Genomic DNA, 26,184 nt, shown 5'->3' on the forward strand with positions numbered 1-26,184 from the left:
CGGACGGGCGGGGCCATTCGGCGCAACGTCAGCGACGCGCGACGCCCGCGGCGCGAGCGGCGGCCGCGACCGCGGCGGTCACGGCGGGAGCGACCCGCTCGTCGAACGGCGACGGAATGACGTAGTCGGCGGCGAGGTCGTCCCCGACCACGGCGGCCAGCGCCTCCGCGGCGGCGATCTTCATCCCCTCCGTGATCCGCGTGGCCCGCACCTGGAGCGCGCCCGCGAAGATCCCGGGGAAGGCCAGCACGTTGTTGATCTGGTTCGGGAAGTCCGAACGCCCGGTGGCCACGACCGCCGCGTACTTGTGCGCGACGTCCGGGTGCACCTCGGGGTTCGGGTTGGCCATCGCGAACACGAAGGCGCCCTCGGCCATCGAGGCGACGGCCTCCTCCGCGACCGTACCGCCGGAGACGCCGATGAAGACGTCCGCGCCCGCGAGGGCGTCCTCCAGCGAACCGCTGAGGCCGGCCTTGTTCGTGAAGCCGGCGACCTCGCGCTTGACCGGGGTCAGGTCCGTCCGGTCGGCCGACACGACGCCCCGGCGGTCCGCCACCGCGACATCCCCGATGCCGGCCTCGACCAGCATCTTGGCGATGGCGACACCGGCAGCGCCGGCGCCCGAGATGACGGCCCGCAGCTGCCCGATCTCGCGCCCGCTCAGCCGCGCCGCGTTCCGCAGCGCCGCGAGCGTCACGACGGCCGTACCGTGCTGGTCGTCGTGGAAGACCGGGATGTCGAGGCGCTCCTGGAGGCGGCGCTCGATCTCGAAGCACCGGGGCGCCGAGATGTCCTCCAGGTTCACTCCGCCGAACGAGGGAGCGAGCCGGACGACGGTCTCGATGATGTCGTCCACGTCGGTGCAGTCGAGGGCGATCGGGACCGCGTCGACGCCGCCGAACTGCTTGAACAGGATCGCTTTGCCCTCCATCACCGGGAGGGAGGCCTGGGGACCGATGTCCCCGAGCCCGAGCACGGCCGTTCCGTCGGTCACGACGGCGACCACGTTGGACTTCCACGTGTAGTCGTTGACCAGCTCCGGCTGTTCCGCGATCGCGGTGCACACGCGCGCGACGCCGGGCGTGTACGCGAGGGAAAGGTCGTCCTTGTCGCGGACCGGCACGGTGGCTTGCACAGCCATCTTGCCGCCACGGTGCAACGCGAACGCCGGATCGAAGGAATCGAGGGGCTCGGCCCCTCCGTCCTGGTCCGTACCGCCGTCGCTGCGAGGATTGACGATCTCCGCTGCCACTTTGTCTTACCCCTTAGCTATACATGGTTTGAGGGTCGACCACTCCTGGTGAGGGGTGGGCGGGCACCGCGTACGGCTCGATTGCGGATACGTACGAGCTCATACGCGACGGGCACGCCGCACACGTGCCCTGAGCCCCGGATGAGGGGTGTAAAGAACCTTCTTACCGGACGGACGGTGCCCGCGACGAGTCCAATAGGCGCAAGGTCACATCGCGGAACCGGGAGGCGACGCGGAGGTGACACGCGTCCGACGGAGCCGGAATGGCGCGAAAACGCGCACGTGCGGCTGACCGCATCGTGAGACACGCGAAAGATTTTCCGGCCGGAGTGCTGGATTCCCGAAGATAGTTCGGCGGCTATGGACCAAGGATGTACCGACTCGATGCGGTTCGGGGGCCACCCGTTATCCGATTTTGACATTGCGACGCCCCTGAATGGCGTAGTCCGAATGGCAAGATGCCGTAAACCCACGAGGTCGCGACACCCGAAGGTGTGTGTTTCCGTCGACCCATCGGCACCTCTTCCCATCCGCCGGAGGAACCACGATGACCGCAAGCTCCACCCCTCGTACCACCGCCGCGCGCTCCCCTCTGGCCGCGGTCGGTGCGATCGCGGTCGCAGGCGCGCTGCTGCTCACCGGCTGCGGTGACCAGACCAAGGACAAGAACAAGGACTCCGGCGGCGCGTCCGTCAGCAGCGCCCCGCTCGCCGACAAGCTCCCCCAGGACATCCGCAGCAAGGGCAAGATCAAGGTCGGCTCGGACATCGCGTACGCCCCGGTGGAGTTCAAGGACGGCTCCGGCAAGGCCGTCGGCCTGGACCCGGACCTCGCCGCGGCCATGGGCAAGCAGCTCGGGGTGACGTTCGAGTTCGAGAACGGCACCTTCGACGCCCTGCTCACGGGCCTGCGCTCGGGCCGCTACGACATCGCGATGTCGGCGATGACGGACAACAAGAACCGCCAGGAGGGCGTCGACCCCGACACGGGCAAGAAGGTCGGCGAGGGCGTCGACTTCGTCGACTACCTGACCGCCGGTGTCTCGATCTATACGCGCAAGGGCGACACCGAGGGCATCACCAGCTGGTCGGACCTGTGCGGGAAGAAGCTCGCCGTGGAGCGCGGCACCGTCTCGGAGGACCTGGCCAAGCAGGAGGCCAAGAAGTGTCCGGGCGGCAAGAAGCTCGCCATCGAGGCCTTCGACGACGACCAGCAGTCCCAGACCCGCCTCCGCTCGGGCGGTGTGGACGCGGCCTCCTCCGACTTCCCGGTCGCCGCGTACGCGGTGAAGACCTCCGGCGGCGGCAAGGACTTCCAGATCGTCGGCGACCAGGTCGAGGCCGCCCCGTACGGCATCGCGGTCGCCAAGGACGACGCCCAGCTGCGGGACGCGCTCAAGGCCGCGCTGGACGCGGTGATCCAGAGCGGCGAGTACGAGAAGATCCTCGAGAAGTGGGGCGCCCAGGACGGCGCCGTCAAGGTGTCCGCGATCAACGGCGGCAAGTGACCCGCGACCGGCTGCAGCGGCCACTGAGAGGCAGTACCCGTGACTGACATCGACAAGACGGCGGGGCCGAAGGACACGCCCCCGGCCGGCGCCGAGGCCATCAAGGCCATCCCGGTCCGGCACTACGGACGATACGTTTCCGCCGTCATCGCGATCGCCCTCCTCGTCGCGATCGTCTACGCGTTCGGCCAGGGCAGGATCAACTGGCAGGCGGTTCCCGACTACTTCTTCGACGACCGGATCCTGACCGGCGTCAGCAAGACCCTCCTGCTGACGGTCCTGTCGATGCTGATCGGCATCGTCGGCGGCATCGTGCTCGCGGTGATGCGGCTGTCGAAGAACCCGGTGACCTCGTCGATCGCCTGGTTCTACATCTGGTTCTTCCGCGGCACCCCAGTCCTGGTCCAGCTGTTCCTCTGGTTCAACCTGGGCCTGGTCTTCGAGTACATCAACCTGATGCCGTTCTACAAGGACTACTGGTCGAACTTCATGACGCCGCTGCTGACGGCGTTGCTCGGCCTGGGCCTGAACGAGGCGGCGTACATGGCCGAGATCTGCCGGGCGGGCCTGCTCGCGGTGGACGAGGGCCAGACCGAGGCGTCGCACGCCCTCGGCATGAGCCACAGCAAGACGCTGCGCCGGGTGATCATTCCGCAGGCGATGCGGGTGATCGTGCCGCCCACGGGCAACGAAGTGATCAACATGCTGAAGACGACCTCGCTCGTGGCGGCCGTCCAGTATCCCGAGCTGTTCCGCTACGCCCAGGACATCGGCCAGAACTCCGGCGCCCCGGTGGAGATGTACTTCCTCGCCGCCGCCTGGTACCTGATCATGACCTCGGTGCTGAGCGTGGGCCAGTACTACATCGAGCGTTACTACGCCCGCGGCTCCAGCCGCCAGCTGCCGGCCACACCGTGGCAGAAGGTGAAGGCGAACATGCTGTCGCTGGGCCGCCCGAAGGGAGCCGTGGGCGCATGACCGACAAGCTGAGCAAAACGCAGGACGCCGCGCCGGAGCGGACGGTCCCGATGGTCAAGGCGCAGGGCGTGCACAAGTCCTTCGGCCATGTCGAGGTGCTGAAGGGCATCGACCTGGAGGTGAAGCCGGGCGAGGTGTTCTGCCTCATCGGCCCCTCCGGTTCCGGCAAGTCGACCTTCCTGCGGTGCATCAACCACCTGGAGAAGATCAACGCCGGGCGGCTGTACGTCGACGGCGAGCTGGTCGGCTACCGCCAGAAGGGCGACAAGCTGTACGAGCTGAAGGACAGCGAGGTCGCGCTCAAGCGCCGGGACATCGGCATGGTCTTCCAGCGCTTCAACCTGTTCCCGCACATGACGGCCCTGGAGAACGTCATGGAGGCGCCGGTGCAGGTGCGGGGCGTGAGCCGGGCCCAGGCCAAGGAGCGCGCCGGACAGCTGCTGGAGCGGGTGGGCCTGGCCGACCGGGCCGGGCACTATCCCTCCCAGCTCTCCGGCGGCCAGCAGCAGCGCGTGGCGATCGCCCGGGCGCTGGCCATGGACCCGAAGCTGATGCTGTTCGACGAGCCGACCTCGGCCCTGGACCCGGAGCTGGTCGGTGACGTCCTGGACGTCATGCGCGACCTCGCCGAGTCCGGCATGACCATGGTCGTCGTCACCCACGAGATGGGCTTCGCCCGCGAGGTGGGCGACAGCCTGGTCTTCATGGACGACGGTGTGGTGGTCGAATCCGGCCACCCGAGGGACGTCCTGACGAACCCGCAGCACGAGCGGACCCAGTCGTTCCTGTCCAAGGTGCTCTGACGCTCCGGTCCCGGACGCGCTGACGCTGCACCGCCGAAGGGGCGGTACGGATCTTCCGTACCGCCCCTTCGGCCTGCCGCGGGTCCGGCGTGCCTACTTCACCGCGAGCAGCAGCGTGTCCGACGGCGACGCCCACACCGCCCTGACCTCGGCGAATCCCTTCTCGCGCAGTGCCCCGGCATGCCAGGCCGGCGACGGCATGTCCCCGTCGGCGTGCTCGCCGTAGATCTCGAAGCGGCGGGCGGTCGGCCCGGCGAGGGCCGGATCAGCGGCCGCGAGCTGCCACCACTGCGCCCAGTCGAGGGCGCCGTCCCGCTTGGCCTGATCCATACGGGCGTGCCGCTGGGCGCGCTCGGCGGCGTTGATCCGGGGCGTGGTGTCGTCGATCATGTGGTCCGCGTTCATGAAGACACCGCCGTCGCGGACCAGCTCCGCGACCTGACCGTAGAGGGCCGCGAGGGGTGCGCTGTGCAGCCAGTGCAGGGCCGTGGCGGTCAGGACCGCGTCGTAGGAGTCGTACGGCAGCAGGGCCGGCCAGTCGGGGTCCTTGAGGTCGGCGGTGACGAGGGTGACGCGGTCGTCGCCCTCGAAGGTGCCGTGCGCGATGGCGAGCAGCGCCGGGTCGAGGTCGACGCCGGTGCTGGTGGCCTCGGGGAAGCGGCTCAGCAGCCGGGCGGTGATGCTGCCGGTGCCGCAGGCGAGGTCGAGCACGCGCGGGGCGGTGCCGACGAGCGCCTCGACCATGTCGAGCATGATCCGGAAGCGTTCCTCGCGGTCCGGCATGTACCACTCCTGCTGCCGGTCCCAGCTCTCCTGCCAGGCCATCCAGTCGGTTCCGGCACTCGTGGTCATGGCGCCCCATTTCCCCTCGGCTTGCGTAATACCCTGGAAGCACGACCGGCTGTTACCCGACCGCAGACATGACGATAAAGCGCCTCCGTAAGGACTACAAGTGGAACTGGCCTATTACTCGGATTACGCCGTGCGTCTCGTCAACAGCGAGGAGCCGGCCCGGGGCAAGGACACCCTGACCACGGTCGAGGCCGTCCGCGAGCTCTTCGGCGTCAACGCGTCGGCGGCCCGCCGCGCCACCGACGGCGATGTCACCCGCTTCCGCTCGGTCCGGGCCCGGCTGCGCGGCGTCTTCGAGGCCGCCGACTCGGGCGACGAGACGCTCGCCGTCGACCTGCTGAACTCACTCCTGATGGAGTTCCCGGTCAGCCCGCAGATCTCCGGGCACGACTTCCGCGACGAGGACGGCCGCCCGCTGTGGCACATGCACCTGGCCGACCACCCCTCCAACGCCACCGCCGGCTACGCGGCGATCGCGGCGATGGGCCTGGCCTTCCACCTCACCGAGTTCGGCGTGGACCGCCTCGGCCTGTGCCAGGCGTCACCGTGCCGCAACGCCTACCTGGACACCTCGACCAACCGATCCCGGCGCTACTGCTCGGACCGCTGCGCCACCCGCGCCAACGTCGCCGCCTACCGGGCCCGCAAGCGCCTGGAGGCCGACCGGTCCGACAGCAGCGGCCTCGCCGCCGAGAGCGCCCAGCGCAGCAGCGCCAGCGGCGAACGCTGACCGGCGCCGGCCGGCCGGAACCGGAGCCACGCCTTCCCGAGGATCAGCTCCTCGGGCACCACCCCGTAGTCGGTGCTGTCCCCGCCCGCGTACGGATTGTCCCCGAGGACCCACCAGCCGCCCTGGCGCCGCTCCACGGCCCGCTTCACGACCAGCAGGTCCTGCTGGAACGGGTGGCGCATGACCACGACGTCCCCGGGCCTGACCGCGCCGCCGTACCGCACGACCAGCTGGTCCCCGTGGTGCAGCGTGGGCACCATGGACGGGCCGGTCACCTCGGCCAGTCCGAAGGGTGCGGCCGCCCTCCCCCGTTCGGTCTCCTGCGACAGCTCCGGCATCCCGGCACCTCCCCTGTCCGTTCCTCCACCAGTCTCAGTCTGACCCTGCGCTTTTGTCCTAAGCCCTAGGGGGCACCCGAGAAAACGCCTTCCCCAGGGAGTAATGTCGCACCTGAGAAGACGATCACGAGGAAGGAATGCTCCATGCTTTCCCGCCTGTTTGCCCCCAAGGTCAAGGTCAGTGCCCACTGCGACCTGCCCTGCGGCGTCTACGACCCGGCCCAGGCCCGCATCGAGGCGGAGTCGGTGAAGGCCGTGCAGGAGAAGATGGCCGCCAACGACGACCCGCACTTCCAGGCTCGCGCCACTGTCATCAAGGAGCAGCGCGCCGAGCTGGCGAAGCACCACGTCTCCGTTCTGTGGAGCGACTACTTCAAGCCCCCGCACTTCGAGAAGTACCCGCAGCTGCACCAGCTGGTCAACGACACCCTGAAGGCCCTCTCGGCCGCCAAGGCGTCGACCGACCCGAAGTCGGGCGAGAAGGCGCTGGAGCTCATCGCCGAGATCGACAAGATCTTCTGGGAGACCAAGAAGGCCTGACCCGAGGCCCCTTGCCCTCCTCCCCGCGGCGGTTCGCGCAGCGGGGAGGAGGGCGCGGGAGAGCGGCCCGTCCGGAACACCGGGCGGGCCGCTCTCACCTCACCCGCTCCACACCGGCGCGCTTGGACCAGGAGCGGCCGGACAGCACGATCTCGCCGCCGGCCGGCAGGTGTTGGTCGTAGTGCTGGACGTACCCCTGCCCGACCCGGCGGCCGGTCCGCCTGATCCAGCTCTGCGGCTTCAGCGGCTCGATCCGCCGGAGCCGCCTGTGCCACTCGTCCCCTCCGCTCCGCCCCTTCGGCGGCCTCAGTGCAACTGCGGCACGATCAGATGGATTCCGTACGCCACCACCGCCGCGCAGGCCAGGAAGCACAGCCCCGCCTGGGCCCGGCCGGCGACGGATCCGCCGTGCCCGGCTTCCTCGGCGCGGGACAGACCCAGCACACCGAGCGTGAAGACGACGACCACGGCGACCGTGACGCCGAGGCTGACCGCCGCGACGCGGCCGAGGGCGGACCAGTCGATACGCATGAAGGCTCCCGGGGTTCAGACGGCCCTGCCGACGTGCGTCGGGGCCGGGTTGCGGAGAGTGACCTCGTGGTGGTCGTTGACGTTGTCGGCGCGGACCGGGTTGCGCCGGGCCAGGAGGAAGATGGCCGCGGCGACGGCCAGCGCCACCAGGGCGATGACGGCCGTGCCGATGTTCCCGCCGTGCTTGACCACGCTCGCGGCGAGGCCGCCGACCAGCGCGGCGGCGGGCAGCGTGATCAGCCAGGCGAGCACCATACGGCCCGCCACCCCCCAGCGGACCTCGGCGAGCCGCCGCCCGAGACCGGCGCCGAGGATGCTGCCCGAGGCGACCTGCGTGGTGGACAGCGCGAAGCCGAGGTGGGCGGAGGTGAGGATGACGGCCGTGGAGGCCGTCTCGGCGGCGAAGCCCTGCGGCGACTGGATCTCCGTCAGGCCCTTGCCCATGGTGCGGATGATCCGCCAGCCGCCCAGGTAGGTACCGAGGCCGATCGCGAGGCCGGCCGAGGCGATCACCCAGACCGGCGGGCCCGCGTCATGGCCGAGCGCGCCCGCCGAGATCAGGGTCAGCGTGATCACGCCCATGGTCTTCTGCGCGTCGTTGGTGCCGTGCGCGAGGGAGACCAGGGAGGCGGAGGCGATCTGGCCGAGGCGGAAGCCCTTCGTCACCGCGTCCTGACGGGCGCGCGCGGTGAGCCGGTAGGCGAGGTAGGTGGCGAGCAGGGCCGCGACCCCGGCCACCACCGGCGAGGCCACGGCCGGGATCAGCACCTTCTCGACCACCTTGTCGAAGTGCACGGCGCCGGAGCCCGCACCGACCCAGACAGCACCGATCAGGCCGCCGAACAGGGCGTGCGAGGAGCTGGAGGGAAGCCCGGCGAGCCAGGTCAGCAGGTTCCACAGGATCGCGCCGACCAGTCCCGCGAAGATCATCCCGGGGGTCACCAGGGCGTCGTCCACGATCCCGCCGGAGATCGTCCTGGCCACCTCGGTGGACAGGAAGGCACCGCCGATGTTGAGGACCCCGCTGATCAGGACCGCGGTCCTGGGTTTGAGCGCACCGGTGGCGATGGAAGTGGCCATCGCGTTCGCGGTGTCGTGGAACCCGTTCGTGAAGTCGAACGCCAGTGCCGTGACGATGACGACCGCCACGAGGAACGTGATGTGGTCCATCCCTCAAGACAATCAAGGGCAGACGAATGCGCGGACAACTGGAGGGAAACGCTCCGCCGCACTCGCGGGACCCTGTTGTGCGGTCCTGTGCGAAGCTGAGCGGGTGACCGCCCTGGAGGACCTGCGACGGCTGCGGCGCGTACGCGATCGTATGGACCGCGAGTACGCCGAACCGCTCGACATGACCGTCCTGGCCCGGGACGCCCTGATGTCCGCCGGCCACTTCCAGCGCAGCTTCCGCAAGGCGTTCGGCGAGACGCCGTACAGCTACCTGATGACCCGCCGGATCGAGCGGGCCAAGGCGCTGCTGCGCCAGGGGGATCTCACCGTGACCGAGGTGTGCCTCGCCGTCGGCTGCACCTCGCTCGGCTCCTTCAGCTCCCGGTTCACCGAGCTGGTCGGCGAGACGCCGAGCGCCTATCGCGCCCGCGACCACGAGGAGAGCGCGGTGATCCCGCCCTGCGTGGCCCGCAGGCTGAGCCGGCCCCGGCGCCGCCCGTACTGAGGCGTGCCGCGGCGGTCGGTTCTAGGGTGAGTCCATGGACGTGAAACTCGCGCAATGTTTCATCGCTGTGGACGACCATGACAAGGCCATCGCCTTCTACCGCGATGTGCTCGGCCTGGAGATCCGCAACGACGTGGGCTTCGAGGGGATGCGCTGGGTGACGCTGGGCTCCCCGCTCCAGCCGGACGTGGAGATCGTCCTGGAGCCGCCGGACGCCAGCCCGGACGCCTCCCCCGCGGACAAGCAGGCGCTCAACGAACTCCTGGCCAAGGGCCTGCTGCGCGGGGTCATCTTCACGACCCCGGACTGCGACGCGCTGTACGCGCGGGTGCGGGAGGCCGGCGCCGATGTGCTGCAGGAGCCGACGGACCAGCCGTACGGGGTGCGCGACTGCGCCTTCCGGGACCCGGCGGGCAACCAGCTGCGCTTCCTCGAACGCCCCGCGGGCTGAACTCGCACGCGCCGCACCCCCTTTCGGCCATCGCACCCCTCACACCCGGCTGCCTACACTCCCCGCATGACGATCCGCTGGACCTACGCCTTCGCCGACCGCCCCCTCGCGCGCCTCGCCGACGCGTGCGCCTTCTGGACCGCGGTCACCGGTACCCGGCTGTCCGCGTTCCGCGGCGAGGACGGCGAGTTCGTGACCCTGCTGCCCGAGGGCGCGGACCCGAGCGGGAAGCTCCAGGGCGTGGCCGAGGGGAACGGCGGCGCGCACGTCGACCTGTGCACCGATGACGTACCGGGGCTGACCGCGCTCGCCCGCCGGCTCGGTGCCGCCCTCGTGGCGGACCACGGCGACTGGGCCGTACTGCGCTCCCCCGCAGGCCAGTTGTTCTGCGCCGTGCCCTGGGACGGGGAGACGGTACGGCCGCCGGTGGTGTCCGGCTCCCGTCTCGACCAGGTGTGCCTCGACATCCCGCCGTCCCGGTACGCCGCCGAGTCCGCGTTCTGGGCCGGGCTGACCGGGTGGGAGCCACGAGCGGGATCCCGGCCGGAGTTCACCGTGCTGCCGCCGCCGGCGGGTCTCCCCTTCCGGCTGCTCCTCCAGCGGCTGGACGAGGAGCGCCCGGCCTCCGCTCACCTCGACCTGGCCTGCGCCGACATCGCCGCCGTCCGCGCGCGCCACGAGGAGCTGGGTGCCGTCCCGGTCAGCGAGGGCGCCCACTGGACGGTGCTGCGCGACCCGGCCGGCGGCACGTACTGCCTGACCGGCCGCGACCCGGAGACGGGCGGACTGCCGGCCGACGGCCGGCGGACCGCCGCCGGGTAGGCACGACAGCAGGCACCGGGTGGGCCGTGCCAGGCCGCCTCACCCCCAGGGCTCCACCTCCACCACGGCCTCGACCGGCAGGGGACCGTACACATGCGGGAACTCCTCCCCGCCGGGTTCGACGGACTCGTACCGCACCGGCACCCCGACCAGGGCCGGGTCCACGACCAGGACGACCAGCTGGTCCGGGCCGTCGTATCCGCCGTAGAGGAGGTCCGCGATGCGCGGGAGCTGCGCCCGGGTGGAGAAGTGGAGGAAGCCCTCCTCCTGGAGGGTGCGGCCCCGGGTGGACATCTCATAGGCACCGCGCTCGCGCGCCGCCTCCCACAGCGAGCGCTCGGTGATGTGCAGGATGTACGGAAGCTTCGGCATGCGTACACGCTACGGCGTCCCCCGGCCGCTGCGCTGTTCAGCCGGCGCCGTCCCCGGCGCCGGTCGCCGAGGGGTCCTCCGGGCCGCCGTCACCCGTCCGGGCCGCTCCGCCGACGGACCGCCCGGCCTCGCCGGACCGACGGCCGGGGTTCACAGACCGGCGGGAGTCCGCGGACCGGCCGATGTCGGCGCGAGCCTTGCAGCTGGGGTTGTGGCACGGTCCCGGGCCCCAGACCGGCACCCAGGCGCCCAGGGTCTTGTGTCGCTTGACGACCGTTTCGACGGCCTGTCCGCAGACGGGACAGACGGATCGTTCGCTGCCCATGCCCCCAGGGTAGAGCGGCGGTGCCGTCAGCGCTTCCTGCCGTAGGACCGCACCAGCACGCCGTTGCCGAAGGCGCGCACGGAGTCCAGGGTGAACTCCTTGGGGTCGAGGCCGGTGCCGAACATCGGCATGCCCTTGCCGTAGACGAGCGGGTAGGTCTTGATGACGAGTTCGTCGATCTCGTCGAGCAGCGCTCCGGCGAGCCGCGAACCGCCGCACAGGTAGATGTCGAGGCCGCCGTCCTCCGCCTTCAGCGCGCGGACCCGGCCGGTCAGGTCGTCGGCGATGACCTCGACGTTCGGGTCGGGCGAGGCGCCGAGGCCCCGGGAGGCGACATATTCGCGCAGGTGGCCGTAGGGGCTGGTGATGCCTTCCTTGAGGGCGAGCTCGTAGCTGACCCGGCCCTGGATGAGCGTGTCGAACCGCTTGTTCTCCAGATGGTCGATGCCGAGCGCCCGGCGGAAGTGGGTGGGCAGCGTCTCCGGGAACTCCGCCGCGAGGAAGGCGGAGTACTCCTCGTCCATGAAGCGGTGCATCGCGGAGGCGTCGCCGTGCTCGTCACCGATGAGGCCGTCGAGCGAGCAGGCGATGAAGTACGTGAGCTTGCGCAAACCGGACTCTTTTCGTCGAGGTGGCGGGCGGCCGGGTGTCCCCCCACCGAACCGCTCCGTCTGTAGTGGTTCATTTGTAGTACTCCAAGTGTCGTGGTGCAAGTGAATTGGGGATACGGATGCGGAGGGAGGGTCGGGACACGGGTGCGGACAGCGCGGAGGCCCCGCACACTGTGGGGATGTGCGGGGCCTCCTGACCGGAGTCCCGGATGACCGCGCGGGGTCAGGAGCCGCACGGGTCCGGGAACTCCGGGTTCCTCTCAGCCGCCGGAACCGGCGGCCCTCAGCTGGTGCGCCGGGTCACGAACTCGGCGAGCGACAGCAGTCCGCCCGCCGCCTCGGGCTCGGGAACCGCACGGGCCAGCTCCTGCACGGCCCGTGCCATCCGGTCGGCCGCCTCGGCCTGCGCCCAGTCCCGGCCGCCGGCCCGCTCCACCGCGAGCGCCGTACGCGCGATCTCCCCGGCCTCCGCCTCGCCCTCGGCATACGGCTTGCCGTACAGCGCGGCGAGTTCGGCCGCCGCCGGGGTGCCGGAGGCGAGCGCCGCCACCACCGGCAGGGACTTCTTGCGGGCGACGAGATCCGCGCCGGCCGGCTTGCCGGTGTGCCGCGGATCTCCCCATATGCCGATGACGTCGTCGATCAGCTGGAAGGCGAGCCCGGCCTGCCGGCCGAAGCCGTCCAGCGCGGCCACCGCCTCCGCGTCCACCCCCGCGTACAGCCCGCCGATGGCGCAGGCGCAGCCCAGCAGGGCGCCGGTCTTGGCCTCGGCCATGACCAGCACCTCGTCCAGGGTGACCGCCTCCGGCGCACGCCGTTCCATGTCGGTGTCGGTGTGCTGGCCCTCGCACAGCTCCACGACACAGGCCGCGAGCCGGGCCACGGCCGGGACGGAGGCCGGGTGCGGATCCTCGGCGAGCAGCCGGAGGGCCAGCGCCTGGATGGCGTCCCCGGCGAGGATCGCGTCGGCGTCGCCGAACACGGTCCAGGCCGTCGGCCGGTGCCGGCGGGTGGTGTCCCGGTCCATCACGTCGTCGTGCAGCAAGGTGAAGTTGTGGACCAGTTCGACCGCCGCCGCGGCCCGGACGGCCGCCGCCCGGGCCGCGGGACCGCCGAGCGCGGTCGCCGCCGCCAGCACGAGCGCGGGCCTGATCGCCTTGCCCGCGTTGTCCGCCGCCGGTGTGCCGTCGGCCTGCTGCCAGCCGAAGTGGTAGAGCCCGACCCGGCGCATGGCGCCGGGCAGCGACTCGATGGCCGCGCGCAGTTCCGGGTCGACCAGGGTCCGGGTCCGTGCCAGCTGTGCCGCCGCCTCCTGCCCGTCGAGCGGACCGGTGGCGGCGTCCCCGGCCCTCTCCGGTGGTTCCCCCGCCGTGCCGGTCCGCGGCACACCGGGAGAACGCTCTTCGGTCTCCGTCATGAACTCGGCCATGCCTCCCCCTCGCCGCGTCCGCGAGGGCCGGCGTCACCGGTCCGGCCGGACGCGTACCCCGAGGGCCTACCCGCACCGGCGGACGGAGACACGGCCGCGACGTGCGGAAACGTCACCTCCACCGGCCGATCTCGACGTTCTCCAGCACACCCAGCGCGTCGGGCACCAGAACGGCGGCCGAGTAGTACGCCGTCACCAGGTAGTTGATGATGGCCTGTTCGTTGATGCCCATGAAGCGGACGGACAGGCTCGGCTCGATCTCGTCCGGGATGCCGGACTGCCTCAGGCCGATGACGCCCTGCTCGGACTCGCCGGTACGCATGGCGAGGATGGAGGTCGTACGGGCCTCGCTGATCGGGATCTTGTTGCACGGGTAGATGGGCACCCCGCGCCAGGTGGGGATGCGGTTGCCCGCGATGTCGATCGTCTCCGGGACCAGCCCGCGCTTGTTCAGCTCGCGGCCGATCGCGGCGATGGCGCGCGGGTGGGCCAGCAGCAGCTTGGTGCCCCGGCGGCGGCTGAGCAGCTCGTCCAGGTCGTCGGGGCTCGGCACGCCGTCGTGCGGCTGGATCCGCTGGTCGTACTCGCAGTTGCTGAGCAGGCCGAACTCCGGGTTGTTGACCAGCTCGTGCTCCTGGCGCTCCTTCAGCGCCTCGACCGTGAGCCGCAGCTGCTGCTCGGTCTGGTTCATCGGCTGGTTGTAGAGGTCGGCCACGCGCGAGTGGATGCGCAGCACCGTCTGGGCGATGCTCAGTTCGTACTCGCGGGGCCGCGCCTCGTAGTCCACGAAGGTGTGCGGGATGTCGGGCTCGCCGGAGTGGCCGGCCGCCAGCTCGACTTCCTTCTCGCCGTACTTGTTGGTCCGCTGGTCGGGGACGGCGCGGAGCTGTTCGAGGTGGGCGCGCAGCGAGTCGGAGCGCTCCGCGACCTGCTCGAAGTCCTGGCGGGTGAGGATCAGCGCCGTGGTCGCGGTGTCCGCGCGGACGGTGTACTCCCAGATGGCCTCGGGGTCGAGCAGCGCCTGGTCGCCGAAGTAGGCGCCGTCGGCGAGGACTCCGAGGACGGCGTCGTCGCCGTAGGGGCCCGTACCGATCTTCTCCACCCGGCCGTGGGCGAGCAGATAGACCTCGTTCGTCTGGTTGCCGAAGTCGGCGATGACGTCGCCGGGCGCGAAGTCGCGCTGGCGGCAGCGCCGGGCCAGCTCCGCCAGCACCTCCTCGTCCTCGTAGGACCGCAGAGCCGGCAGCTCGCCCAGTTCGGCCGGGATGACCTCCACCTGGTCACCGGTCTTCACAAAGGTGATGCGGCCGTCCCCGACGGCGTAGGTCAGCCGCCTGTTCACCCGGTAGGTACCGCCCTGGAGGTCGACCCAGGGAAGCGTGCGGAGCAGCCACCGGGAGCTGATCTCCTGCATCTGTGGAACGGACTTGGTGGTGGTGGCCAGGTTCCGCGCTGCCGCCGTCCCGAGGGACTGCTGCGGCTTGCCCTGATCCGTGCGGACCTCTTCGCCTACCGACATAGAGAAATGCCCTCCCATGTATGCCCGGTGCCGAACCGCACCGGGCACCGGTCTCGCACCCGAGCCTTCCAGCACGGAACGTGCCTGCGCCATTACCCGAAAGAGCGGGAATGGATCATCTGATTACTGGGCACAAAGAGGGACTCTGCCCAGGACGTGACGCATGGGGCGAGTGTCCGGATCGGCTCGCACAGCGTACGAACGATGTGTGCCCGTACGTCCGGTATCGGTAGAAGCAGGCTGGACACTCGGCCGCGACCGGCGGCCGTACGGGCACGGCACGAAGGAGTCGGACATGGCCCCACCCATGTCGGCGAGCGCATTTCTGGACGCGCTTCGGGCGGAGGGCGTCACGGTCGTCGAGGTCGGCGACTGGGAGCATCACAACCGCAATCACAAGGGCCCCTGGGGTCCCGTCCACGGCGTGATGATCCACCACACGGTGACCAGCGGCAGCGAGCGGACGGTGGAGCTGTGCCGGGACGGCACCCCCGACCTGCCCGGACCGCTGTGCCACGGCGTGATCACCAAGGACGGCCGCGTCCACTTGGTCGGCTACGGCCGGGCCAACCACGCCGGCCTCGGTGACGACGAGGTGCTGCGCGCGGTGATCGCCGAGCGGGGGCTGCCCCTGGACAACGAGGCGAACACCGACGGCAACCGGCACTTCTACGGCTTCGAGTGCGAGAACCTCGGCGACGGGGAGGACCCGTGGCCGGACGAGCAGCTGGCGGCCGTCGAGCGGGTCGCCGCCGCGCTGTGCCGCCACCACGACTGGACGCAGCGGTCGGTCATCGGCCACCTGGAGTGGCAGCCGGGCAAGGTGGACCCCCGGGGCTTCACGATGCCGTGGCTCAGGGACCGGGTCGCCGAACGGCTGAAGGGCTAGCGCTGCCGGGCACCGGCCGCCCGGGGCGCCCGTGCGGCCGCAGGGCCGCGCCCGGCCCCCTGCCGGGTGACAATGAAGCCGTGACCAGCACGGATCCTCTCGCCCCTCGGCTCCCCTCACCCCTCCACGAGGTGCGGGACGACCGGTTCGAGCGGCACCGGCTGCGGCTGCTGCTCAAGCGGGACGACCTCATCCACCCGGAGCTGGTCGGCAACAAGTGGCGCAAGCTGGTGCCGAACATCGCGGCGGCACAGGACAGGCCCCTGCTCACCTTCGGCGGGGCCTACTCCAACCATCTGCGGGCCACCGCGGCCGCCGGCCGCCTGCTGGGCCTGCCGACCACGGGCGTGGTCCGCGGCCAGGAGCTGGCCGGCCGCCCCCTCAACCCGTCCCTCGCCCGGTGCGCGGCCGACGGGATGCGACTGCACTTCGTCGACAGACCGACGTACCGCCGCAAGACCGAGCCGGAGACCCTGGCTGCGATCCTGCGCGCGGCCGGTGCCGAGGGCGCGTACGTCGTCCCCGAAGGCGGCAGCAACGCCGAGGCCGTGCGCGGCTGCCGTGCCCTGGGCGTGGAACTGGACGGCCGCGCCGACGTCGTCGCGGTCGCCTGCGGCACCGGCGGCACCCTGGCCGGCCTCGCCGCCGGACTGGCGGACGGCCGGCGCGCGCTCGGCATACCCGTACTGAAGGGCGGCTTCCTCGAAGCCGACGTACAGGCCCTGCAGGAACGTGCCTTCGGCGGCCGTACCGGCACCTGGTCCCTGGACGACCGCTTCCACTGCGGCGGCTACGCCCGTACGACTGCGGAACTCGACGCCTTCGCACAGGACTTCGAGCACCGGCACGGACTGCCCGTGGAACGTCTGTATGTCGCCAAGTTGCTGTACGGACTGGTCGCCCTCGCGGACGAGGGCGCCTTCGCGCGCGGGACGACGATCGCCGCCGTCGTCACCGGACGGCCCTTCCCCGAGCCCCCGGCGGCCGGCCCGGCGGCCTAACCGGCCTCCCGGAAGGCCGCCGCCTCTTCCAGGTCCAGGCGTCTCAGCAGGGCGCGCAGCATCTCGTCGTCGATGTAGCGGTGGTCGCGGAGCCGGACGAAGACCTCGCGTTCGGCGCTGATCATCTCGCGGGACAGCCGGCGGTAGGTGTCGTCGACGGACTCGCCGGTGATCGGGTTGACCTGGCCGAGCCGCTCCCAGACGGCGTTGCGGCGGCGCTCCAGGACCATGCGCAGCCGGTCGGCGAGCGGCGGCGGCAGGGCGTTGCGCTCGTCGGCGAGGAGTTCGTCGAGCCGGGCCTCGGCGGCCCGTGAGGCCTGCGCCTGGGCATTGGCCTCGGCGAGCGTCTCGGCCTGCCGGTCGCGGCCGGGGAACTTCAGCAGCCGGATCAGCGGCGGCAGCGTCACGCCCTGGACGACGAGCGTGCCGATGACCGTGGTGAAGGTCAGGAAGAGGATCAGGTTGCGGGGGCCGTCGGGCATGCTCGACGGGATGGCGAAGGCGATGGCCAGCGAGACGACACCGCGCATGCCGGCCCAGGAGGTGACCATCGCGCCCCGCCAGGTCGGGTTCTCCTCACGCTCCCTGACGCGCTCCGACAGCAGCCGGGGCAGGAAGGTGGCCGGATAGACCCAGACGAACCGGGCCACCACCACGACCAGGAAGACGGCCACCGCGTACCAGGCGGCGGAGGTGCCCTCGTACTCGCCGAGCCGCTTGATGACGATCGGCAGCTGCAGACCGATCAGGGCGAACACCGCGGACTCCAGTACGAAGGCGACCATCTTCCACACGGCCTCCTCCTGGAGCCTGGTGGCGAAGTCGACCTCCCAGGCGCGGTGGCCGAGGTAGAGCGCGACGACCACGACCGCGAGCACTCCGGAGGCGTGCACCTGTTCGGCGACCCCGTAGGCGACGAACGGGATCAGCAAGGAGAGCGTGTTCTGCAGGAGGGGCTCGGTCAGGTGTGTGCGCAGCCAGTGCAGGGGCGCCATGAGGACGAGGCCGACGCCGACACCGCCGACCGCGGCGAGCGCGAACTCGCCGATCCCGCCCGCCCAGGTGGCCCCGGCGCCGATGGCGGCGCCCAGCGCCACCTTGTAGGCGGTGATCGCCGTGGCGTCGTTCAGCAGGGACTCGCCCTGGAGGACGGTGGTGATCCGGGAGGGCAGGCCGACCCGGCGCGCGACCGCGGTGGCGGCCACCGCGTCCGGGGGCGCCACCACCGCGCCGAGCACCAGCGCCGCGGGCAGCGAGAGACCGGGGACGATCAGATAGGCGGCCCAGCCGACGACGACGGTCGCGAAGAGCACGTAGCCCACCGAGAGCAGCGCCACCGGCCGCAGCTGCGCCCGCAGGTCGAGGTAGGAGCTGTCGCTCGCCGAGGTGTACAGCAGCGGGGGCAGCAGCAGCGGCAGGACGACGTGCGGATCGAGGGTGTACGACGGCACTCCGGGGATGTAGGAGACCGCGAGGCCGACGGCGACCAGCAGCAGCGGCGCCGGCGCCGGTGTGCGCCTGGCCGCCGCCGCCACCGCGGCACTGCCCGCCACCAGCAACAGCAGGGGCATCACGTCCATGGTCCTCGCCCACCCTCGTTTTCCGCGCGGCCACCCGCACACCCGTCGTAATCTGGCAATCATGAAACAGTGCACGCACTCCGACGCGCTGCCGCACCCGGAACCGGAGCCGCTCAACCCGACCTGTCCGGAGTGCCTGCGCGACGGCACGCACCCGGTGCAGCTCCGGCTCTGCCTCACCTGCGGCCATGTCGGCTGCTGCGACTCCTCACCGGGACGGCACGCGACGGAGCACCACGCGGCGTCCGGTCACCCGGTGATGCGGACCTTCGAGCCCGGCGAGGACTGGCGGTGGTGCTTCGTCGACCACGTGCTCGTATGAGCGTGAGAGTCACGCCCGACCGCCTTCTCGTGTGACACTGCATGCGGCGGCTGCCGCACGACGGTTCGAGCGTCTGACGTCTGGGTACGTCAACCCGGCGCGCGCTCTTCCCATTTGGGCCCGCAAACCCTCTAGACACGGAGCGTATCCACAGCTTTACTGTGAGTGACGCCAGGGGGTTGGGGTCCCGGGACAGAAACGTTCGGAGCGCGATAGCGTCACCGCTTGAACGACGTACGCGTTACCCCGGGGGGCGACCCTCGGCCCCGTAAAGCTTGTACCACCATGGAGGTGAGGGTGTCCCAGATCGCAGGCGAGCCCGCGGCGAACCAGGACTTCGTGGAAGTCCGGCTGCCGGCTGCGGGTGCCTACCTGTCGGTGCTGCGGACGGCCACGGCCGGTCTCGCGGCCCGCTTGGACTTCACCCTGGACGAGATCGAGGACCTGCGCATCGCCGTGGACGAGGCCTGCGCGATCCTGCTGCAGCAGGCCGTGCCCGGCTCGGTGCTCAGCTGTGTCTTCCGGCTCGTCGACGACTCGCTGGAAGTCACGGTGTCGGCACCCACCACGGACGGCCACGCTCCCTCGCGGGACACCTTCGCCTGGACCGTGCTGTCGGCCCTCGCGGGCAAGGTCTCGTCCGCCGTGGACGAGGACAAGACGGTGTCGATCAGCCTCTACAAACAGCGCGGTGCCGGCCCCGGGCCGGCGTGAGGAACGAGGACGGTCCGGTGCGGGACGAAGAGCGCGGCACACGGGAGCTGCCGGCCGGGGACGGGGGTGCCCCCTGGTCGAGCAGTGCCGAGACCCCCGGGGCGGGTTCCCGGCGCATGGCGGACGGCATCGACGGCATCCCCGAGCAGGCCAGACCGCACCCGCAGGACGACTCCGCGCGGGTCGGCGGTGACGGCGCCGTACAGGGTGCCCCGCCAAAGACACGCGACGGCGCCGAATCCGCCGGCCGCGCGGGGGCGAGGGCTCGGGGAAGGGCTACGGGCGGGACGATGAGCGAGCACGAGCGAAACGCCGAGGACAACGCGCTGGGCACGGAGGCCGTGCAGGCCGTACAGCACGGCGTCCACGACCGCAGCGGTGCGCGGGCGATGTTCGTCGAGCTGCGCAAGCTGCCCGACGGCAGCCCGGAGTACGCGGAGCTGCGCAACCGGCTGGTCCGCATGCACCTGCCGCTCGTGGAGCACCTGGCCCGCCGGTTCCGCAACCGCGGCGAGCCGCTGGACGATCTCACCCAGGTCGCCACGATCGGCCTGATCAAGTCCGTCGACCGGTTCGACCCCGAGCGCGGCGTGGAGTTCTCCACGTACGCCACCCCGACCGTCGTCGGCGAGATCAAGCGGCACTTCCGCGACAAGGGCTGGGCGGTCCGCGTGCCGCGCCGGCTCCAGGAGCTGCGGCTCGCGCTGACCACCGCAACGGCCGAGCTGTCCCAGCTGCACGGCCGCTCCCCGACGGTCCATGAGCTGGCCGAGAAGCTCGCCATCTCCGAGGAGGAGGTCCTGGAGGGCCTGGAGTCCGCGAACGCGTACTCCACGCTGTCCCTGGACGTCCCCGACACGGACGACGAGTCGCCGGCGGTCGCCGACACCCTGGGCGCCGAGGACGAGGCGCTGGAGGGCGTGGAGTACCGCGAGTCCCTCAAGCCGCTGCTGGAGGACCTGCCGCCGCGCGAGAAGCGGATCCTGCTGCTGCGCTTCTTCGGGAACATGACGCAGTCGCAGATCGCGCAGGAGGTCGGCATCTCGCAGATGCACGTCTCGCGGCTGCTCGCCCGCACGCTGGCCCAGCTGCGGGAGAAGCTCCTCGTCGAGGAGTGAACCAGGCCCGGCCGGTCCCCCGCGCTGCGGTGCCCGCCGGAGCGCGCCCTACTCGGCCCGGCCCGGCCCCTTGATCCCGAGGGCCCGGGTCGTCTCGCCGTTGACCAGGAGCACCAGCGCGGCCAGGGCGACCACCGCGATGGCGATGCCGGCCGGGATGGCCATGCTGTCGGCCTTGAGCAGGTTGTAGGCCACCGGAAGGGCCATGATCTGGGTGATCACCGCGGGCCCCCGGCTCCAGCCGCGCCGCAGCAGCAGCCCGCGCGCGGCGAGCAGCGGCAGCAGCGCGAGGACGACCAGAGTGATCCCGAGGGTCACGGCCTGCTGCCGGTCGTCCGGGTCGCCGGTGACCCCGCGGACCAGCACCCACAGGCCGCCGGCCAGCAGCGCGGCACCCTCCAGCGCGGCCAGTGCCGCCGCGTACGTCACCCGGCGCGGGCGCGGCTCGGCGGCCGCGTCGACCGCGGCGGTGTCCGGGGCGGAATTCTGCTGACTGCTCACCCCAGCAGGGTAGCCGTGCCCCCGCGGCGCCCGGCCGCGGCCCGCGCCCGAGTGTCCAGACTCACGCCCTCACCTCTTACCTGTTCCCTACCTGGGTATGGGCCGAGTACCACCCAGTAGGTACGCTGCGATGCATGCGTGCACTTCTCGTGGTCAATCCGGCGGCAACCACCACAAGCGCCCGCAGACGCGATGTTCTGATCCACGCGCTGGCGAGCGAGATGAAGCTGGAGGCCGTCACCACCGAGTACCGCGGCCACGCGCGCGACCTCGGCAGGCAGGCGGCGGAGAGCGACGACATCGACCTGGTGGTGGCGCTCGGCGGCGACGGCACGGTCAACGAGGTCGTCAACGGCCTCCTGCACGCCGGCCCGGATCCGGACCGCCTGCCCGGTCTGGCCGTCGTCCCCGGCGGTTCGACGAACGTCTTCGCCCGCGCCCTCGGCCTGCCCAACGATCCCGTCGAGGCCACCGGCGCGCTGCTGGACGCGCTGCGCGACGGCACCGAGCGGGTCGTCGGCCTCGGCCTCACCTCGGGCACGCCGGGCACCGAGGACGAGGCGGTGCCGGCCCGCTGGTTCACCTTCAACGCCGGGCTCGGTTTCGACGCGGGCGTGGTGGGCCGGGTCGAGCAGCAGCGCGAGCGCGGGAAGAAGTCGACGCACGCGCTCTATGTCCGCCAGGTGATCCGGCAGTTCCTCGGCGAGTCGAACCGTCGGCACGGCACGATCACGCTGGAGCAGCCCGGCGCCGATCCGATCGAGGATCTCGTCGTCGCCATAGTCTCGAACACGTCCCCCTGGACGTATCTCGGCAATCGCCCCATGTACACATCGCCTAAGGCCTCGTTCGATACCGGCATCGATGTGCTCGGTCTCAGCCGCCTGTCGACCGCCTCGGTTGCCCGGTATGGCACCCAGTTGCTCACTTCGTCCCCCGAGCGCGGACCGCAGGGAAAGCACGCGACCTCCCTGCACGACGTGGACCAGTTCACCTTGCATTCGAAGGTGCCTCTGCCCCTCCAGATGGACGGTGACCACCTGGGGCTGCGAACTAGCGTGACGTTCACAGGCGTACGCCGCGCACTGCGTGTGATTGTGTGAGCGGAACGGGCGAAAGTCCTTTCACTCGAACGTTTAGGCCAGGATCCACCCCATGGAAGTACGGCTGTGACCCAGTCGACACCGAGGAATCAAAAAAAACTTTCCGGAAGGGGTTGTATCCGCCGCTGAGGTTTGCGAGTCTCTACGTGGCGATCGGGACGGCCCGCAACACCGGCCTCCACTGATCACCAGAACCCCTCTTCAAACCAAGGACCACGCCGGGTGAAGACTCGGCGGTCGGCCCTTCACTTGTTGAGGGATTCGTGAAAGCGTTCACATTCACAAGCAACTTGCATGTAATACCAAGGAGAGGTAGCAGCCATGGACTGGCGTCACAACGCCGTTTGCCGCGAGGAAGACCCCGAGCTCTTCTTCCCCATCGGCAACACCGGTCCTGCGCTGCTGCAGATCGAGGAAGCCAAGGCCGTCTGCCGTCGCTGCCCGGTGATCGAGCAGTGTCTGCAGTGGGCGCTTGAGTCCGGCCAGGACTCCGGCGTCTGGGGTGGTCTCAGCGAGGACGAGCGCCGCGCCATGAAGCGCCGCGCCGCTCGCAACAGGGCTCGTCAGGCTTCCGCCTGACATCCCACCCCTGCTGACAGCCTGAGCTTGGCGGCGCGCACAGCACGTACGCATCTCCCGCCCCCGAGCCGCAGCGCGCAGTTCCCCCGATGCGCTTAGCGATACAAGCAGAGCAGCAACGAGCATCAGCCTCGGACCAATGGCGGTCCGGGGCTTTTTGCTGCGCCCGGTCCCGCCCCGCGCCCCGTCCCGCCCCGCGCCCGGTCGCGCGTCGCGCCCGCTCCCCCGCCGCGCCCGACGCCCCGGCGGGATCAGCGCGGCGGCCTACTTGTGCGCCCGCACCGGGATGTCGAGGATCACCCGGGTCCCCCGCTCCGGGGCCGGCACCATGTCGAACGAGCCGCCCAACTCGCCTTCCACCAGCGTCCGTACGATCTGCAGGCCCAGGTTGCCGGAGCGGTGCGGGTCGAAGTCCTCGGGCAGTCCGACGCCGTCGTCCTGGACGGTGACCAGCAGACGGGACTCCTTGCTGGTGCCGCCGCGCACCGCGGAGACCTCGACCGTGCCGGTGTCGCCCTCGCGGAAGCCGTGTTCCAGGGCGTTCTGCAGGACTTCGGTCAGCACCATGGAGAGCGGCGTGGCGACCTCGGCGTCGAGTATGCCGAACCGCCCGGTGCGCCGGCCGGTCACCTTGCCCGGCGAGATCTCCGCGACCATGGCCAGCACCCGGTCGGCGATGTCGTCGAACTCGACCCGCTCGTCCAGGTTCTGAGACAGCGTCTCATGCACGATCGCGATCGAGCCGACCCGGCGGACCGCCTCCTCCAGGGCCTCCCGGCCGCGCTCGGAGTCGATGCGCCGGGCCTGGAGGCGGAGCAGGGCGGCCACCGTCTGGAGGTTGTTCTTCACCCGGTGGTGGATCTCCCGGATGGTGGCGTCCTTGGTGATCAGCTCACGTTCACGCCGGCGCAGTTCGGTGACGTCCCGGCACAGCACCAGGGATCCGATGCGGGTCCCCTTGGGCTTGAGCGGGATGGCCCGGAACTGGATGACGCCGTCGTGGGCCTCGATCTCGAACTCGCGCGGCGCCCAGCCGCTTGCGGCCTTGGCCAGCGCCTCGTCCACCGGCCCCCGGGTCGGGGCGAGTTCGGCGGTGGTCTGACCGAGGTGGTGGCCGACCAGGTCGGCGGCGAGGCCGAGCCGGTGATAGGCGGACAGGGCGTTCGGGGACGCGTACTGGACGATGCCGTCCACGTCCAGCCGGATCAGGCCGTCGCCGACGCGCGGGGAGGCGTCCATGTCGACCTGCTGGCCGGGGAAGGGAAACGATCCTGCCGCGATCATCTGCGCGAGGTCGGAGGCGCTCTGGAGGTAGGTCAGCTCCAGCCGGCTCGGGGTGCGCACGGTGAGCAGGTTGGTGTTCCGGGCGATCACACCGAGGATGCGGCCGTCACGCCGTACGGGGATGGACTCGACCCGTACGGGTACCTCCTCGCGCCACTCCGGGTCGCCCTCGCGGACGATCCTGCCCTCGTCCAGCGCCGCGTCCAGCATGGGGCGCCGGCCGCGCGGGACCAGGTGGCCGACCATGTCGTCCTGGTAGGAGGTCGGGCCGGTGTTGGGGCGCATCTGGGCGACCGAGACGTACCGGGTGCCGTCCCGGGTGGGGACCCACAGCACCAGGTCGGCGAAGGAGAGGTCGGAGAGCAGCTGCCACTCCGAGACCAGCAGGTGCAGCCACTCGAGGTCGGAGTCGTCGAGCGCGGTGTGCTGGCGTACGAGTTCGTTCATGGAGGGCACGTGTGCGAGCGTACCCGGGGCCTCGCGGGTGGCCGAAAAACACCCGCGGGCCGCGGCGCCTGGAAGGGACCCTCAACCCTTCCGGCACCGCAGCCCGGAGCATCATCGGCCGTGGGGTGTGCGGTCCCGGTCGGCCGAAGGTCGAGGATCCGGGGCAGTCAGGGCAGAGAGCGCCGGTTCCTCGATCCGCCTTCCTGTGCGGGGAAGACGGAGGCTTGTTCTCTTCTCGATTGTGGACTAGACCACGACGGCGTGTCCATGGTGCGGAGGCGACTGCCCCCTATACAGGGCACCGGTACGCGATGCCACGCAGCCTAGCCCGCCGGGGTCAGCCGTGGGGCCAGATGGACATGGCAATTTCCGCGACTGCTTCCAGTTCCTCCCGGCGCGCGCCGTCGCGTGCCTGCTGGGACATGCCCTGGATCATCGCGCCGGTGTGCCGGGCGAGCGCGGCGGCGTCGGTGCCGGCCGGCAGCAGCCCCGCCGCGATGTCCGCCCGGATCCGGGATTCGAGGCCCGCGATGTTGGCGTTGCGCCGCTCGCGCAGCAGGGCCTCGACCGCGGGACTGGTGCAGTTGGTCGCGGCGTGGACGATCAGGCAGCCGTACGGATGGGACGGGTCGGTGTACACGGCGGCGGCTTCGCGGAGCATGCGCGCGATGCCCTCGCGGGCGGTCGGCTCCTCGGCGAGGGCACGGTCGCCGAGGGCGCCGTGGGTGCTGCTGTAGACCCGGACGACCTCGTCGAACAGGGTCCGCTTGTCACCGAAGGCCGCGTACAGGCTGGGGGCGCCGATGCCCATGATCCGGGTGAGGTCCGAGACCGATGTCGCCTCGTACCCGTGCTCCCAGAACGCCATCAGCGCCTTCTCCAGCGCCGTGGCCCGGTCGAAGGAGCGCGGCCGGCCCCGCCCCCGGCCCGTACCGCTCTGCGCCTGCGTGTCCTGACCCGTCATGCGGATATTTTATAGCGTCCCCTAGAAAAATGTCGGCGGGGTGCTGTACGGTTTTTTTGTAGCGACCGCTAGGTAAATACGGAGGGGCAGACATGGGTGCGCTCACGGGGAAGACGGCGCTGGTCACCGGCGGAAGCCGGGGTATCGGGCGGGGGATCGCCGAGCGGCTGGGACGGGACGGGGCCCGGGTGGCGGTGCACTACGGGAGCAATGAGGCCGCCGCGAAGGAGACGGTGGCGGCGATCGAGGCGGCCGGCGGCTCGGCCTTCGCGATCGGGGTGGAGCTGGGCACACCCGGGGACGCCGAGCGGATCTGGGAGGAGTTCGGCCGACACGCCGAGGGGCTGGACATCCTCGTGCACAACGCGGGCATCGGGGCCGCAAGCCCCTTCGAGGAGATCGAGCAGGAGGAGTACGACAGGCTCTTCGCGGTGAACGTGAAGGCGCCGTTCTTCATCACCCGGCTCGGCGCGGAGCGGCTGCGGGACGGCGGGCGGGTGGTGAACATATCGTCCGGTCTCGCCCGGTCCGCCCTGATGCCCCAGACGATCGCCTACGGGATGACCAAGGCGGCGCTGGACGTCTTCACCCGGGACCTGTCCAAGCTGCTCGGCCCGCGCGGGATCACGGTGAACTCCGTGGCGCCCGGAATCGTGGACACCGACATCAACGCCTCGTGGCTGCGCGCGAGCGACGAGGCCCGGCGGGGCGCCGCCGCGTACTCGGCGCTGGGGCGGGTGGGGACGCCGGCGGACATCGCCGATGTGGTGGCCTTCCTGGTCTCGGAGGACGGCCGCTGGGTGACCGGTCACTGGCTGGACGCGACGGGGGGCTCGCTCGTCTGAGGGGAACGAGGGGCAGGGGAAGAAGGCCGGGGGAAGGGGGTACCCCGGGCCGGGGAGAGAGGTGGATCCCGGGCGGCCGCGGGCGCCGCGCGACCGCCCGGA

Annotated in this window: 31 protein-coding genes; 16 read left to right on the plus strand and 15 right to left on the minus strand. The window is 70.9% G+C overall.

Annotation, left to right across the window (positions count from 1 at the left end):
- Positions 1-28 precede the first annotated feature (28 nt).
- Positions 29-1,252: an NADP-dependent malic enzyme gene (locus ACF073_RS00745; RefSeq protein WP_392065549.1), complete on the minus strand. Its 1,224-nt coding sequence runs from the start codon at positions 1,250-1,252 to the stop codon at positions 29-31.
- 547 nt (positions 1,253-1,799) lie between these two features.
- On the opposite strand from ACF073_RS00745, the gene ACF073_RS00750 reads away from it, so the two are divergent.
- The 3 genes from ACF073_RS00750 to ACF073_RS00760 are packed head-to-tail and all read left to right on the plus strand — an operon-like array spanning position 1,800 to position 4,540.
- Positions 1,800-2,759 (plus strand): ABC transporter substrate-binding protein, encoded by a 960-nt coding sequence (locus ACF073_RS00750; RefSeq protein ID WP_392065551.1) that lies wholly within the window; start codon positions 1,800-1,802, stop codon positions 2,757-2,759.
- Positions 2,760-2,798: 39 nt separating this feature from the next.
- Complete coding sequence (locus tag ACF073_RS00755; RefSeq protein ID WP_392065553.1) at positions 2,799-3,737, plus strand: amino acid ABC transporter permease; 939 nt, start codon at positions 2,799-2,801, stop codon at positions 3,735-3,737.
- The gene (locus tag ACF073_RS00760; RefSeq protein WP_392065555.1) at positions 3,734-4,540 is read left to right on the plus strand and encodes an amino acid ABC transporter ATP-binding protein; all 807 of its coding nucleotides are present in this window, start codon (positions 3,734-3,736) and stop codon (positions 4,538-4,540) included. Before ACF073_RS00755 ends, ACF073_RS00760 begins: the two co-directional genes overlap by 4 nt.
- Positions 4,541-4,633: 93 nt before the next feature.
- Here ACF073_RS00760 and ACF073_RS00765 read toward each other — a convergent pair whose 3' ends face one another.
- Positions 4,634-5,392: a class I SAM-dependent methyltransferase gene (locus ACF073_RS00765; protein ID WP_392065557.1), complete on the minus strand. Its 759-nt coding sequence runs from the start codon at positions 5,390-5,392 to the stop codon at positions 4,634-4,636.
- A 100-nt stretch (positions 5,393-5,492) separates the two neighbouring features.
- On the opposite strand from ACF073_RS00765, the gene ACF073_RS00770 reads away from it, so the two are divergent.
- Positions 5,493-6,122, plus strand: a complete 630-nt coding sequence (locus tag ACF073_RS00770; RefSeq protein ID WP_392065559.1) for a CGNR zinc finger domain-containing protein — start codon at positions 5,493-5,495, stop codon at positions 6,120-6,122.
- Here ACF073_RS00770 and sodX read toward each other — a convergent pair.
- On the minus strand, positions 6,026-6,460 hold the full coding sequence (gene sodX / locus ACF073_RS00775; protein ID WP_392065561.1) for a nickel-type superoxide dismutase maturation protease: 435 nt from the start codon (positions 6,458-6,460) through the stop codon (positions 6,026-6,028). The genes ACF073_RS00770 and sodX overlap by 97 nt on opposite strands.
- A gap of 144 nt (positions 6,461-6,604) precedes the next feature.
- Between sodX and sodN the strand changes: the two genes are divergently transcribed.
- Positions 6,605-7,000: a superoxide dismutase, Ni gene (gene sodN, locus ACF073_RS00780; RefSeq protein WP_392065563.1), complete on the plus strand. Its 396-nt coding sequence runs from the start codon at positions 6,605-6,607 to the stop codon at positions 6,998-7,000.
- A gap of 94 nt (positions 7,001-7,094) precedes the next feature.
- Here the strand turns inward: sodN and ACF073_RS00785 are convergent, their stop codons facing one another.
- From ACF073_RS00785 to ACF073_RS00795, 3 genes are read right to left on the minus strand one after another with little or no spacing between them, the layout of a single operon-like run.
- Positions 7,095-7,373: a hypothetical protein gene (locus ACF073_RS00785; protein ID WP_392065565.1), complete on the minus strand. Its 279-nt coding sequence runs from the start codon at positions 7,371-7,373 to the stop codon at positions 7,095-7,097.
- Complete coding sequence (locus ACF073_RS00790) at positions 7,307-7,531, minus strand: hypothetical protein (protein ID WP_392065566.1); 225 nt, start codon at positions 7,529-7,531, stop codon at positions 7,307-7,309. Before ACF073_RS00790 ends, ACF073_RS00785 begins: the two co-directional genes overlap by 67 nt.
- A gap of 15 nt (positions 7,532-7,546) precedes the next feature.
- Positions 7,547-8,701: an anion permease gene (locus ACF073_RS00795; RefSeq protein WP_392065568.1), complete on the minus strand. Its 1,155-nt coding sequence runs from the start codon at positions 8,699-8,701 to the stop codon at positions 7,547-7,549.
- Between the two features lie 151 nt (positions 8,702-8,852).
- On the opposite strand from ACF073_RS00795, the gene ACF073_RS00800 reads away from it, so the two are divergent.
- From ACF073_RS00800 to ACF073_RS00810, 3 genes are all read left to right on the plus strand, one after another.
- Positions 8,853-9,206 carry a helix-turn-helix transcriptional regulator gene (locus ACF073_RS00800; protein WP_392066822.1) on the plus strand — a complete coding sequence of 118 codons (354 nt, stop codon included), beginning with the start codon at positions 8,853-8,855 and terminating at the stop codon, positions 9,204-9,206.
- A gap of 34 nt (positions 9,207-9,240) precedes the next feature.
- A complete protein-coding gene (locus ACF073_RS00805; RefSeq protein ID WP_392065570.1) occupies positions 9,241-9,657 on the plus strand; it encodes a VOC family protein in 417 nt (138 codons plus the stop codon).
- A gap of 66 nt (positions 9,658-9,723) precedes the next feature.
- On the plus strand, positions 9,724-10,479 hold the full coding sequence (locus tag ACF073_RS00810) for a VOC family protein (RefSeq protein WP_392065571.1): 756 nt from the start codon (positions 9,724-9,726) through the stop codon (positions 10,477-10,479).
- A 39-nt stretch (positions 10,480-10,518) separates the two neighbouring features.
- Here ACF073_RS00810 and ACF073_RS00815 read toward each other — a convergent pair whose 3' ends face one another.
- The 5 genes from ACF073_RS00815 to ACF073_RS00835 all read right to left on the minus strand — a co-directional run bounded on the left by ACF073_RS00815 (position 10,519) and on the right by ACF073_RS00835 (position 14,735).
- On the minus strand, positions 10,519-10,851 hold the full coding sequence (locus ACF073_RS00815) for a DUF952 domain-containing protein (protein ID WP_392065573.1): 333 nt from the start codon (positions 10,849-10,851) through the stop codon (positions 10,519-10,521).
- A gap of 37 nt (positions 10,852-10,888) precedes the next feature.
- Entirely contained in the window at positions 10,889-11,176 is a 288-nt protein-coding gene (locus ACF073_RS00820) for a hypothetical protein (RefSeq protein ID WP_392065575.1), read from the minus strand.
- A gap of 26 nt (positions 11,177-11,202) precedes the next feature.
- Positions 11,203-11,787 carry a dihydrofolate reductase family protein gene (locus ACF073_RS00825; protein ID WP_392065577.1) on the minus strand — a complete coding sequence of 195 codons (585 nt, stop codon included), beginning with the start codon at positions 11,785-11,787 and terminating at the stop codon, positions 11,203-11,205.
- Between the two features lie 283 nt (positions 11,788-12,070).
- On the minus strand, positions 12,071-13,216 hold the full coding sequence (locus tag ACF073_RS00830; protein WP_392065579.1) for a family 2 encapsulin nanocompartment cargo protein polyprenyl transferase: 1,146 nt from the start codon (positions 13,214-13,216) through the stop codon (positions 12,071-12,073).
- 112 nt (positions 13,217-13,328) lie between these two features.
- The gene (locus ACF073_RS00835) at positions 13,329-14,735 is read right to left on the minus strand and encodes a family 2B encapsulin nanocompartment shell protein (RefSeq protein ID WP_392065581.1); all 1,407 of its coding nucleotides are present in this window, start codon (positions 14,733-14,735) and stop codon (positions 13,329-13,331) included.
- Between the two features lie 295 nt (positions 14,736-15,030).
- On the opposite strand from ACF073_RS00835, the gene ACF073_RS00840 reads away from it, so the two are divergent.
- Both ACF073_RS00840 and ACF073_RS00845 read left to right on the plus strand, forming a co-directional pair.
- A complete protein-coding gene (locus ACF073_RS00840; RefSeq protein ID WP_392065583.1) occupies positions 15,031-15,624 on the plus strand; it encodes an N-acetylmuramoyl-L-alanine amidase in 594 nt (197 codons plus the stop codon).
- An 80-nt stretch (positions 15,625-15,704) separates the two neighbouring features.
- Positions 15,705-16,625: a 1-aminocyclopropane-1-carboxylate deaminase/D-cysteine desulfhydrase gene (locus ACF073_RS00845; RefSeq protein ID WP_392065585.1), complete on the plus strand. Its 921-nt coding sequence runs from the start codon at positions 15,705-15,707 to the stop codon at positions 16,623-16,625.
- Here ACF073_RS00845 and ACF073_RS00850 read toward each other — a convergent pair.
- On the minus strand, positions 16,622-18,205 hold the full coding sequence (locus ACF073_RS00850; protein ID WP_392065587.1) for a Na+/H+ antiporter: 1,584 nt from the start codon (positions 18,203-18,205) through the stop codon (positions 16,622-16,624). The two genes, ACF073_RS00845 and ACF073_RS00850, sit on opposite strands and share 4 nt — an antisense overlap.
- Positions 18,206-18,266: 61 nt before the next feature.
- On the opposite strand from ACF073_RS00850, the gene ACF073_RS00855 reads away from it, so the two are divergent.
- The 3 genes from ACF073_RS00855 (at position 18,267) to ACF073_RS00865 (ending at position 20,359) form a co-directional block, all read left to right on the plus strand.
- A complete protein-coding gene (locus ACF073_RS00855; RefSeq protein ID WP_392065589.1) occupies positions 18,267-18,527 on the plus strand; it encodes a UBP-type zinc finger domain-containing protein in 261 nt (86 codons plus the stop codon).
- A gap of 297 nt (positions 18,528-18,824) precedes the next feature.
- Positions 18,825-19,241: an anti-sigma regulatory factor gene (locus ACF073_RS00860; RefSeq protein ID WP_009190566.1), complete on the plus strand. Its 417-nt coding sequence runs from the start codon at positions 18,825-18,827 to the stop codon at positions 19,239-19,241.
- A gap of 17 nt (positions 19,242-19,258) precedes the next feature.
- Entirely contained in the window at positions 19,259-20,359 is a 1,101-nt protein-coding gene (locus tag ACF073_RS00865) for an RNA polymerase sigma factor SigF (protein WP_392065590.1), read from the plus strand.
- A gap of 48 nt (positions 20,360-20,407) precedes the next feature.
- On the opposite strand, the gene ACF073_RS00870 is transcribed toward ACF073_RS00865, so the two are convergent.
- Complete coding sequence (locus tag ACF073_RS00870) at positions 20,408-20,860, minus strand: hypothetical protein (RefSeq protein WP_392065592.1); 453 nt, start codon at positions 20,858-20,860, stop codon at positions 20,408-20,410.
- A 134-nt stretch (positions 20,861-20,994) separates the two neighbouring features.
- Between ACF073_RS00870 and ACF073_RS00875 the strand changes: the two genes are divergently transcribed.
- Positions 20,995-21,963 (plus strand): diacylglycerol/lipid kinase family protein, encoded by a 969-nt coding sequence (locus ACF073_RS00875; RefSeq protein ID WP_392065594.1) that lies wholly within the window; start codon positions 20,995-20,997, stop codon positions 21,961-21,963.
- Positions 21,964-22,284: 321 nt separating this feature from the next.
- Positions 22,285-22,542: a WhiB family transcriptional regulator gene (locus ACF073_RS00880; RefSeq protein WP_003992873.1), complete on the plus strand. Its 258-nt coding sequence runs from the start codon at positions 22,285-22,287 to the stop codon at positions 22,540-22,542.
- Positions 22,543-22,806: 264 nt separating this feature from the next.
- Here the strand turns inward: ACF073_RS00880 and ACF073_RS00885 are convergent, their stop codons facing one another.
- On the minus strand, positions 22,807-24,273 hold the full coding sequence (locus ACF073_RS00885) for a sensor histidine kinase (RefSeq protein WP_392066824.1): 1,467 nt from the start codon (positions 24,271-24,273) through the stop codon (positions 22,807-22,809).
- Positions 24,274-24,610: 337 nt separating this feature from the next.
- A complete protein-coding gene (locus ACF073_RS00890) occupies positions 24,611-25,237 on the minus strand; it encodes a TetR/AcrR family transcriptional regulator (RefSeq protein ID WP_392065596.1) in 627 nt (208 codons plus the stop codon).
- Positions 25,238-25,329: 92 nt separating this feature from the next.
- Between ACF073_RS00890 and ACF073_RS00895 the strand changes: the two genes are divergently transcribed.
- Positions 25,330-26,082 carry an SDR family oxidoreductase gene (locus tag ACF073_RS00895; RefSeq protein ID WP_392065598.1) on the plus strand — a complete coding sequence of 251 codons (753 nt, stop codon included), beginning with the start codon at positions 25,330-25,332 and terminating at the stop codon, positions 26,080-26,082.
- Positions 26,083-26,184 lie beyond the last annotated feature (102 nt).

This window comes from Streptomyces sp. NPDC015171 (genome assembly GCF_043079545.1).
GTDB lineage: Bacteria > Actinomycetota > Actinomycetes > Streptomycetales > Streptomycetaceae > Streptomyces.